Origin of the sequence: Brevundimonas sp. (assembly GCF_016463295.1) — a bacterium.
In the GTDB taxonomy this organism is placed as follows: Bacteria; Pseudomonadota; Alphaproteobacteria; order Caulobacterales; family Caulobacteraceae; genus Brevundimonas.
Window position 1 is genome coordinate 1 of the sequence record NZ_JAEMRO010000077.1, and the last position, 10427, is coordinate 10427.

Annotated in this window: 12 protein-coding genes; 4 read left to right on the forward strand and 8 right to left on the reverse strand. The window is 67.2% G+C overall.

Annotated elements, in window-relative coordinates; translation table 11 throughout:
- The 4 genes from JHC81_RS12145 to JHC81_RS12160 form a co-directional block, all read left to right on the forward strand.
- The coding region (locus tag JHC81_RS12145) for a magnesium chelatase domain-containing protein (protein ID WP_292175062.1) at positions 1 to 863 on the forward strand (863 nt) is incomplete at its 5' end.
- Between the two features lie 6 nt (positions 864 to 869).
- Positions 870 to 1463 (forward strand): CvpA family protein, encoded by a 594-nt coding sequence (locus tag JHC81_RS12150; protein WP_292175063.1) that lies wholly within the window; start codon positions 870 to 872, stop codon positions 1461 to 1463.
- Positions 1464 to 1494: 31 nt separating this feature from the next.
- A complete protein-coding gene (purF, locus tag JHC81_RS12155) occupies positions 1495 to 3000 on the forward strand; it encodes an amidophosphoribosyltransferase (protein WP_292175064.1) in 1506 nt (501 codons plus the stop codon).
- A 7-nt stretch (positions 3001 to 3007) separates the two neighbouring features.
- Complete coding sequence (locus tag JHC81_RS12160) at positions 3008 to 3739, forward strand: SDR family NAD(P)-dependent oxidoreductase (RefSeq protein WP_292175066.1); 732 nt, start codon at positions 3008 to 3010, stop codon at positions 3737 to 3739.
- Positions 3740 to 3767: 28 nt separating this feature from the next.
- Here the strand turns inward: JHC81_RS12160 and JHC81_RS12165 are convergent, their stop codons facing one another.
- From JHC81_RS12165 to JHC81_RS12200, 8 genes are all read right to left on the reverse strand, one after another.
- Positions 3768 to 4130, reverse strand: a complete 363-nt coding sequence (locus JHC81_RS12165) for a hypothetical protein (RefSeq protein ID WP_292175067.1) — start codon at positions 4128 to 4130, stop codon at positions 3768 to 3770.
- A 58-nt stretch (positions 4131 to 4188) separates the two neighbouring features.
- Positions 4189 to 5808, reverse strand: a complete 1620-nt coding sequence (der, locus tag JHC81_RS12170; RefSeq protein ID WP_292175068.1) for a ribosome biogenesis GTPase Der — start codon at positions 5806 to 5808, stop codon at positions 4189 to 4191.
- A 42-nt stretch (positions 5809 to 5850) separates the two neighbouring features.
- Positions 5851 to 7269 carry a PQQ-binding-like beta-propeller repeat protein gene (locus JHC81_RS12175; RefSeq protein WP_292175071.1) on the reverse strand — a complete coding sequence of 473 codons (1419 nt, stop codon included), beginning with the start codon at positions 7267 to 7269 and terminating at the stop codon, positions 5851 to 5853.
- Positions 7270 to 7292: 23 nt separating this feature from the next.
- Complete coding sequence (locus JHC81_RS12180; RefSeq protein ID WP_292175073.1) at positions 7293 to 8084, reverse strand: tetratricopeptide repeat protein; 792 nt, start codon at positions 8082 to 8084, stop codon at positions 7293 to 7295.
- 78 nt (positions 8085 to 8162) lie between these two features.
- Positions 8163 to 8999: a 3-methyl-2-oxobutanoate hydroxymethyltransferase gene (panB, locus tag JHC81_RS12185; RefSeq protein ID WP_292175074.1), complete on the reverse strand. Its 837-nt coding sequence runs from the start codon at positions 8997 to 8999 to the stop codon at positions 8163 to 8165.
- 70 nt (positions 9000 to 9069) lie between these two features.
- A complete protein-coding gene (locus JHC81_RS12190; RefSeq protein WP_292175075.1) occupies positions 9070 to 9492 on the reverse strand; it encodes a hypothetical protein in 423 nt (140 codons plus the stop codon).
- Positions 9482 to 10069 carry a sigma-70 family RNA polymerase sigma factor gene (locus tag JHC81_RS12195; RefSeq protein WP_292175077.1) on the reverse strand — a complete coding sequence of 196 codons (588 nt, stop codon included), beginning with the start codon at positions 10067 to 10069 and terminating at the stop codon, positions 9482 to 9484. The genes JHC81_RS12190 and JHC81_RS12195 overlap by 11 nt, the downstream gene beginning before the upstream one ends.
- A gap of 26 nt (positions 10070 to 10095) precedes the next feature.
- Positions 10096 to 10427 (reverse strand): DUF6249 domain-containing protein (locus JHC81_RS12200; protein ID WP_292175079.1); only part of this gene is annotated, 332 nt, incomplete at its 5' end.

Here is a 10427-nt window from a genome sequence, read left to right on the forward strand (position 1 = left end):
TCGTCATCGTCGATTCGATCCAGACCCTCTGGTCCGACGCCCATGAAGCCGGGCCCGGTTCGGTCACCCAGGTGCGCGCCTGTGCCGGCGAGATGGTACGCCTGGCCAAGTCCCAGGGCGTGGCCGTGGTGCTGGTCGGGCATGTCACCAAGGACGGGCAGGTCGCGGGGCCGCGCGTGGTCGAACACATGGTCGATGCCGTGCTCAGCTTCGAGGGCGAGCGCGGCTATCCCTTCCGCATCCTGCGCGCGGGCAAGAACCGCTTCGGCGCGACCGACGAGATCGGCGTGTTCGAAATGGGCGACGCGGGCCTGCGCGAGGTGTCCAATCCATCCGCCCTGTTTCTGGGCGAGGGCAAGGACCGGGCGCCAGGCGCCGCCGTCTTCGCCGGGATCGAGGGCTCGCGCCCCGTGCTGGTCGAGATGCAGGCCCTGGTGTCCAAGTCCGCCTATGGCACGCCGCGCCGCGCCGTCGTCGGCTGGGATACGGGGCGGCTCAACATGGTGCTGGCGGTGCTCGAGGCACGCTGCGGCTTCGGCTTCGGGGACCAGGACGTCTATCTGAACGTGGCGGGTGGTCTGCGCATCAACGAACCGGCGGCGGATCTGGCGGCGGCGGCGGCCCTGATCAGTTCGGCCACCGACATGCCCCTGCCCCAGGGCTGCGTCGTCTTCGGCGAAATCAGCCTGTCAGGCGAGGTTCGCAGCGTCGGCCGGGCCGAGGCGCGGCTGCGCGAAGCCAACAAGCTGGGCTTCGACCACGCCCTGACCCCTCCCCTCACGGTGAAGGACAAGGGTGTAAAGCTGACCCCGGTGACCCGCCTGACCGAAGTGGTCGAACGAATCTCGCAGAACCGCTATTGAGGTCGGGTGACCGGTTTCGACATCTTCGCCCTCATCGTCATCCTGATCTCCGCCGGAGCGGGGTGGGTGCGCGGGGCGCTGCGCGAAGTCATCACCCTGTTCAGCTTCGTGCTGGCGGCCTTTGTCGCCATGCTGGCCCTGCCGGTAACGGCCCCCATCGGACGTGGCCTGATCGACCCGGACTGGCTGGGATCGATCGTGGCCGTGATCGTGTCCTTCGTCCTGATCTATTTCCTGATCCGGCTGGCGGGCTCGGCCCTGTCCAAGGGAGCGAAGGATCATCCGCAGCTGGGCGGGATCGACCGATTTCTGGGCGTCTTCATCGGGGCGGTGCGGGCGCTGGTCCTGCTGGGCGCCATCCATCTGGTCGTGGTCGCCGCCATGCCGGGCGAGCGGACGCCGCGCTGGCTGACGGAAGCGGCCGTACGACCCCTATCGGCGGGGGCCGCACGGGTCATCCAGATCATCCTGCCGGGCCTGGGGCGTGGGGCCGACGCCCTGACGCCCTTGGTCTCTTCGTCTGTCAGCAGAGGGTTTTCGGACGAAGAAGCCTTGCCCCCGACGCAAAGCCCGCCTAACTCCCCGGCCACAGCCCCCTGATATAGTTTCAGCAGGTCATCGGAGCCTCACGATGCGCCACCTGATCGCCGATCCGGTCATCCACCGCGAGCATTGGCGCGACGCCGATGACGACATCCTGCGCCTGGAGTGCGGGGTTTGCGGCGTCTGGGGTGCGGACGAAGACGCCGCCTCCGCCATCGTGGCCCTGGGCCTGCATGCGCTCCAGCATCGTGGTCAGGAAGCCTGCGGCATCGCCAGCGTCAACGACAGCCGCTTTCATACCGAACGTCACATGGGGCTGGTGGGCGAAGCCTTCGGCGGGGCCGACCTGGCCACCCGCATGCCGGGTCGGGCCGCCGTGGGCCACACCCGCTATTCCACGGCGGGCGGCAGCTTCCTGCGCAACATCCAGCCCATGTTCGCCGATCTGGACTCCGGCGGCATCGCCGTGGCCCACAACGGCAACCTGACCAACTTTCACTATCTGCGGAAGCAACTGGTCGGCGAAGGCTCGATCTTCCAGTCCACCTCGGACAGCGAGGTCATCCTCCACCTGATCGCTCGCAGCCGTAAGGCCAAGATCGTCGACCGCTTCATCGACGCCATTGGCCGCATCGAGGGAGGCTATGCCCTTGTCTGCCAGACACGCTTCAAGATGATCGGCGCACGCGACCCGCTGGGCATCCGCCCGCTTGTGCTGGGAAAGATCGGCGAGGCCTGGGTGCTGGCGTCCGAGACCTGCGCGCTGGACACTATTGGCGCGACCTTCGTGCGCGACGTCGAGCATGGCGAGGTCGTGATCATCGACGAAAAGGGGCTGCGCTCGCTCAAGCCTTTCCCGACCCGTGCGGCGCGGCCCTGCCTGTTCGAATACGTCTACTTCTCGCGCCCCGACAGCGTCGTGAACGGTCGCTCGGTCTATGGCGTACGCAAGCGCATGGGCCAGGGCCTGGCCCGCGAGCATGGCGTCGAGGCGGACGTCGTCGTGCCTGTGCCCGATTCCGGCGTGCCCGCCGCCCTCGGCTATGCCCAGGAAAGCGGCATCCCCTATGAGATGGGCATCATCCGCAGCCACTATCTGGGCCGCACCTTCATCCAGCCCAGCCAGGGCGCCCGGCAGAAGGGCGTGCGCATGAAGCACAGCCCCAATCGCTCGGTGCTGGAGGGCAAGCGCGTCGTGCTGATCGACGATTCCATCGTGCGCGGCACCACCTCGGTCAAGTTGGTGCGGGCCGTGCGGGCCGCAGGTGCCACCGAAGTTCACCTGCGTTCGGCCAGCCCGCCGATTCTGTACCCCGACTTCTACGGCATCGACATGCCCGAGCGGGACCAGCTGATCGCCGCCAACATGACGCTGGAAGAAATGCGCCGGCATCTGGAGGTCGATTCGCTGGGCTTCCTGTCCGTCGACGGCCTGTATGCCGCCATGGAGGCCGGACCGCGCGACCCGAAGACGCCCCAGTTCACCGACCACTATTTCACCGGCGAATACCCCACCCGCCTGCTGGATCGCGAGATCGAGGAAGGCGGCCGCGAGGAGCCGCAGCGTCAGCTGTCCCTGCTGGTGAGTGCCTGAACCCTAAATGACCGACCTCCTCCTGAAAGATCGTATCGCCCTCGTCGTCGGGGCCTCGCGCGGCATTGGCTATGAGACCGCTCTCGCCCTCGCCAAGGCCGGGGCCCATGTCGTGGCGACCGCGCGGACCCAGGGCGGGCTGGAAGAGCTGGACGACGCCATTTTTGCGGCCACCGGCAAGCATGCGACCCTGATCCCGTTCGATCTGGTCGATGGCGGCGCGATCGATCGGCTGGGCGGGGCGCTGTTCGACCGCTTCGGCAAGCTGGACGTCTGGGTGCAGTCGGCGGCCATCATGGGGGCCGAAGGGCTGACCCCGGTCGCTCACGCCGACGTGCGCGGCTTCGCCAAGATCGAGAAGACCAATTTCACCGCCGTCTATCGCCTGATCCGTTCGCTGGAGCCGCTGTTGCGGGCGTCGGACGCCGGACGCGCCATCTATCTGACCTCGAGCGTCGCCTCCGCCCCCAAGGCCTTCTGGGGGGCCTATGCCGCGACCAAGGCGGGGGCCGAGGCGCTGATGAAATGCTGGGCCGACGAAATCGAGAGCACCAACATCCGCGCCTGCATCGTCGATCCGGGCCGCATGCGCACCCAGTTGCGCGCCCAGGCCTATCCGGGCGAGGAACCGGAGACGGTGATCCACCCGTCCGCCATCGGCCCGCTGATGGTCGAACTGGCCCGGGGTGACCGCGAACCGGCGCTGGAGGTGAAGTTCAGGGACTGGAGCGCCGGCTAGGAGACGGAGACTCAGATCCAGGACCGGCTCAGCCGTTGATCAGGGTTGAGGGCAGAACGACATCCCGTTCGCACTCGGCATAGGCCACAGCCTCCCGCGTATAGGCCTGCAACTTCTGAATATAGCTGTTTACCTGCGCCACATAGGCCGTGAAGGAGGCCTGATATTCACGATTGGCGGTCTCATACGCATTCAAGACGCGGTTGTTGCAGTTGTGGGTGCCGCGCGCCTCGTTGACGCAGGATGGCAGCGCCGGGCGCTCTGGCTTGGTCGGTCGTTCGACCGCCGGACGTTCGGGAACGGGACAGGCTGTAGCGACCGAGGCGGCGTCCTGCGCCATCGCCGATCCCGCGAGCAGCACGCCGGTCGCCAGAGCCAAAAACAGTTTCATCACTTGATCCCCCAACCCGGCTCAATGTGCCAGTCCAGGGGCCGCCGTCAACCGGGAGTCACTTCTTCGGCGCGTGCTTCTGACCTGTGCGGATGCGGCCCGAGCGTGAGACCTGACGGGCACCGCCGCGCGCGCCCTTCTGGACGGCGATGGACGAGCCGGCCTTCTTGGAGGCGCTGGCCTTCAGGCCGGACAAGGGTTTGGGCTTGGCACCGGACTTCTTCTGCTCCAGCGCCTTGCCGGGCAGGTTGGACAGGGCGGCCTCGCGCTCGGCCTTCTTGATGACCCGACGCGGGGCGGTCTTGGCGTCGCCCTTGTAGCGCTCGGGACCGGACTTGGCCCCGCCCGGCGCATAGGGGTTGTCGCTGCCGGCCTTGACGATCAGGCGGATCGGCGTGCCGGGCAGGTCGAAGCTCTCACGCAGATTGTTGACCAGATAGCGTTTGTACTGCTCCGGCATCGCCTCGGCGCGGCTGGCCATCAGCACGAAGGTGGGCGGCCGGGCCTTGGTCTGGGCCATGTATTTGGGCTTGATCCGCTTGCCGTCTACGGCGGGGGGCGGATGCCGCTGGGTGGCCATCGACAGCCAGGTGTTCAGATCCTTGGTCTTGACCTTGACCGACCAGGTGGCGTGCGCCTGCAGGATGGCGGGCATCAGCCGCTCGACGCCGCGCCCGTTGTGCGCCGACAGGGCTATGAAGGGCGAGCCCTTCAGCTGAGGCAGCTTGTCCTCGGCCAGACGCGACAGCTCGGCCAGCCTGGACTGGGGATTCTCTTCGAGGTCCCATTTGGAGGCGACATAGACAAGGGCCCGGCCCTCGCGCTCGACCAGATCCGCCAGTTGCAGGTCCTGGGTGTCGAAGGCGTTGTCCTTGTCCATGACCAGGACGACCACCTCGGCGAAGGTGATGGCGCGGATGGTGTCGGCGACCGACAGCTTTTCCAGCTTCTCCTGAACGCGAGCCTTGCGGCGCATGCCGGCGGTGTCGACCAGGCGGATGTTCTGGCCTTCGTATTCCCAGTCGACCGAGATGCTGTCGCGTGTGATCCCGGCCTCGGGACCGGTCAGCATGCGGTCCTCGCCGATCAGATGGTTGATCAGGGTGGACTTGCCCGCATTGGGGCGACCGACGATGGCGATGCGGATCGGCTTGTCCGGCTCGTCGATCTCTTCGATGAAGATGTCTGCGGATGCGGTGACGACGGCCTTGTACAGATCCGCCATGCCCTCGCCGTGCTCGGCGCTGATGGCGACAGGTTCGCCGAAGCCCAGAGCATAGGCCTCGCCGATGCCGCCGCCACTCTCGCGGCTTTCGGACTTGTTGGCCAGCAGGATGACCGGCTTGTGCACCTTGCGCAGGCGGTCGGCGAAGATGCGGTCCAGCGACGTCACGCCTTCGCGGGCGTCCATCATGAACAGGATCAGGTCGCCGTCTTCCAGCGCAGCCTCGGTCTGCTCGCGCATGCGGCTTTCGAGGCTGTCGTCACTGACGTCCTCATACCCGGCCGTGTCGATCAGGGTCAGGTCCATGTCGCCGATATGGCCGTCGGCATAGCGGCGGTCGCGGGTCACACCGGGGCGATCGTCGACGAGCGCGAGGCGCTTGCCGACGAGGCGGTTGAACAGTGTCGACTTGCCCACATTCGGGCGGCCGACGATGGCGACTTTGAGAGCCATGTCGGCCTTCTAACGCAGTTTGGGCTCGGACGTGAGCGGCGATCAGCGAATGCTGACCAGGTCACCCTTGTCGGTCAGGACATAGAGCGCCCCGTTGTAGGCGGCGGGGGCCAGATAGGCCGGACCACCCAGTTTCAGGCTGGCGGTCTGGGCCCCCGTCTTGGGATCGAAGGCGACCAGTTCACCGTCGGAGTTGGTCAGAACCAGACGGTTGGAGGCCAGCAGCGGGCCGGACCAGACCGGGCGCACGGTGCGATCCCAGAAGCCCAGGAAGCCCCCCTCCTGACGCACACGGCCCTCGTTCAGGTCGCGGGTCCAGTAGACCTGACCCGTCTCGCGGTTGATGACGGTCAGTTCGCCTTCCTTGGACACGACATAGACGACATCGCCGACCGGCAGGGGCGCATTGACGCCGCCGATCGGCAGTTCGGCCCACTTCGGCTCGCCCGAGCGGATGTCCAATGCCGACAGGACGCCCGAGTGGCTGATCGCATAGACGGTGCCGCGGCTGATGACCGGGCGACCGGCGATGTCGCGGATTTCGGACAGGGCGCTGGTGCGGCTGGTGCGCGACAGGACGTGCTGCCAGACGGCCTGGCCGGTCGAGGCGCGGAAGGCGGTCAGTTCGCCGGACGAGAACGGCGCGACGACGGTGTCGCCCGTGACGGCGGGGCTGGAGGCGCGCATTAGACGCGCGGGCTCGGGAATGCCGCGGAATGTCCAGGCTTGTTGGCCCGTGGCGGCGTCGAAGGTCAGAAGCTGGTTCTCGACATCGACAACGAAGACGCGACCGCCGGAGAAGGTCGGGGCGCCGTGGATCGGCACATCAACGGGGGTGGTCCAGACGACGGCTCCCGTGGCCTGGTCCAGGGCCGTGACAGTGCGATAGCCCGAGGCGACGAACACGCGCCCGGCCCCTGCGGCGATCCCCCCGCCGAAGCCACCGCCGTCGGAGCGTCCGCCCATGCCGAACCAGCCGCTGCGGCGGGTGTCCTCGGCCGGCTTGATGTTGGTCTTCCAGGCGATCGCGCCTGTGCCTGCGTCAACGGCGGCGACCGAAGCCTCGCCGTCCAGGACGAAGATGCGGTTCCCGTCTGCGATGACCGGGGCCATGACCTGACGATTGCGGCTGGAGCCGACGCCGATGCTGCGACGCCAGGCGACCGTGAAGTCAGGGGCTGCGATGGCGTGTTCGACCAGGTTCTCGGCCGTGCCGCCGGGCTGGGTCCAGGCCGTCGCGGCCTGGGGGCCTGGCAGGAAGAAGTCACGACCCGACAGGGCGGCCGAAGGGGCCAGTTGCTGTTCGAACTCCAGGATGGAAATCCGTGTGCCCGCGCTGGCGACGGCCTCGGGCTGCTCCGCACCGCCCAGCCCGAACGGCAGGGCTCGGCGCACGGTGCCGCAGGAGGCGACGGTGACGGCCAGACCGCACAGCAGGGCGACTTTAAGCACGCGATTCATGGGCGACGTCCTGGAAACGGGGATCACTGACTGGCCGGGGCGGCTTGAGGGGCCTGGGCCGGCGCGGGTGCGGCAGCCGGGGCCGAACCCGGAGCACCGGCGGGGGGCGCGGCGACGGGCGCGGGCAGGTTGCGCATCGTCTGCAACAGGGCCGACAAGTTGGCGGCGACACCACCGTCGATCGCCTCGACGACCGCACCGGCGCGCTGGATGACCGGCTGGGGCGCATCCAGATCGTTCCTCAGCAGGACCAAGGCCTGACGCGCTTCTGCGGTCTGACCCGCCTGAAGTCGGGCCATGGCCAGGGCTTCGCGCGCGTCATAGCGATAGGGGCGCTTGTCGCCGGTCAGGGGCTCGAGGCGACCTTCGACGTCGGCGAGGGAGGCATTGGTATCCATGACCAGCCAGGCCGCCTTCAGGGCCGCGATATCGGACAGGATAGGATCGCGCGTGGCCTTGGCCGCATCATCGAGATGCTGGATGGCGTCGGGGATGCGGTTGGCATCGACGGCGATCTGGGCGCGCAGCTGAAGCGCCAGGGCCTTGTAGGCTCCGTTGCCTTCCCTGGCGGCCTGAACGAAGGCGGCGTCGGCCCCGATGGGGTTGCCGGCCTGCAGGGAATCCAGCCCGCGGTCATAGGCGACGGAAGCCTTGTCCGCCTTGGACGTCTGCCAGCTGTCCCAGCCCCACCAGCTCAGCGCCGCGATCAGGGCGATCAGCAGCACGCCGCCGACGACGGGCAGCCAGGTGCGGGCCAGCCGCTTGTATCGATCGGAGCGAAGCTCCTCCTCGACCTGTTCGAAGACATCAACCACGAAAAACCGCCCCAAAACCGCTGAAATTCAATCCGGCGCGACCCTAGTGCGTCGCATCATCCACCGCAACGCGGCGGTTCAGGTGGAAACCGGCTTTTTGGAGAAGTAGGTCTCGACTTCGGCAGGAAAACGGCGGGCACGGACATCATCCGCATAGGTGGCCACCGCCTGATCGATCACACCGCGCAGGTCGGCATACTTCCGGACGAATTTCGGAGTCCAGTCGAACAGGCCCAGCATGTCGGACGAGACCAGCACCTGGCCGTCGCAGGCGGCCGAGGCTCCGATACCGATCGTCGGCTTGTCGATCGCCTCGGTGATTTCTCGCGCCAGACCTTCGGCGACCCCTTCGATGACGACAGCGAAGGCTCCGGCGTCGGCCGTGTCGCGGGCCGATTGAAGGATGCGGGCGCGCTCGCCCTCTTCCCTGCCCTTGGCCTTGAAGCTGCCGTCGATATTGATCGACTGGGGCAACAGGCCGACGTGGCCCATCACGGGCACCCCGCGCTTGACCAGATAGTCGATGGTGGCCGGGGCCGTGGGCCCGCTCTCGACCTTAACCGCCTGGGCACCGGTTTCCTTCAGGACGCGCACGGCATTGGCATAGGCGGTCTCGAGGCCGGCTTCATAGCTGCCGAACGGCATGTCGATGACGACCAAGGCCCGTTTCGCGCCGCGCATGACCGCCTGACCGTGCAGGATCATCATCTCAAGCGTGACGCCGACCGTGGAGGTCAGGCCGTGGACCGCCATCCCCACGCTGTCCCCTACCAGCAGGATGTCGCAATGCGCATCCATCAAAGCAGCCGTCGGCGCGTCATAGGCGGTCAGGACGACGATCGGCTCGCCGCCCTTCCTGGCCCGGATGTCGGGTACGGTGATCCGCTTGATCGGGCTCTGGATCTGGCTGGACATGGGGCACCCCTGACTGTTCGCGGTCTAGATAGGCCGTGCGTCACGTCAGGTCGAGCGAATGAGCCCGGCGTCAGACTTCCTGCGACAGGCGCACGACGCTGATCGTGGCCAGGGCGATAATGCCCGCAGCGGCCAGCCAGAACACCTGCATGCCCCCGACCGAGCCCAGTTCCATCTGGTTCAGCCCCAGACCGGACAGGGCCGAATCGATCGCGGTCTGAATGCCGATGGAGGCGGACTGCACCCCCTGGCCCAGGGCCTGACCGGCGACGACGCCTTCGGGCTGCCCCTCGAGGTTCACATTGACGCTGACGGTCTCGCGTACCGCCACGACCCCGCCGACCACGCCGGCCAGGACGATGGCCAGGCTGCGGAAGCGCGAGCCCTTTTGTAACCGCGCTTCCACGCCGGCGGTGAACAGGGCCGCGTCAGCCATGGGCGGGGTGCGCGAGAACAGCCGCTCGACGAAGGGATCGAACTCGTCAGCCGACATGCTGTGCTCTCCCCAGGGTTTGAGCGGATTGCGCTTGAGCGGGTTCCGGCTGGAGCCGCGCGCGGAGTTTATCCAGACCACGTTTGACATGAGACTTCACCGTGCCGAGTGGCAAATTCAGGGCGGAGGCGATCTCCGGATGGGCCATGCCTGCGCCGTGACACAGGGAGACGCAAAGCCGCTCCGGCTCGCTGAGGGTTTTCAGGGCTTCGTCCAGATCCATGCGGTCGCCGGGATGGGGCTGATGGACCACCTCATCATCCGTGACTTCATCGACATAGCGGGCCTCCTTGACGCAACGCTTGATGTACAGCCGGGCCGCGATCCGCTTGATCCAGGCCGCGAAGGTGCCGTCGCCCCGGAACTCGGCGCATCGCTGGAAGGCCTGGATGAAGGCGTCCTGGGCGATGTCGTCGGCGACGGAGGGTTGCGCCCCCATCCGCCGCAGCAGCGCACGCACGGGAGTGCCATGGCGGCGGACCAGTTCGCCGAACTCTCGCCGTCCGCCCGCCGCCGCGAGGGCGGCGAGCTCGACATCGTGCCGGTCGATCAGGGGCTTGTCGCGCGCCTGCATCATGATGGCATTCCCCCGGGAGCTTTGGCTCAGTCCTTGTTCTTGTTGAAGAAGCTCAGGACGATGAAGGCCAGGCCGATGGTGATCGGGATCGCCGAGATGCCCAGCAGGCTCCCGTCGAAGTTCGGACCGTCGTTCCAGTCGTCGCCGAAACCACGCATCTCGTTGATCACGCTGAAGACGGCCATGCCAATGCCGACGGCCAGCCAGATGATGCCCCTGCGAATGTCACGGGTCCGCGACGGGATGTTCTTGGTCGCTTCATTGCTCAGGGCCTCGATGACCTCCGGCGGCAGGGGCTGGCCTTTGTCGATGGCGGCGCGGACGGTCGCCTGCATTTCCTGGCGTTCCTTCGACTTGA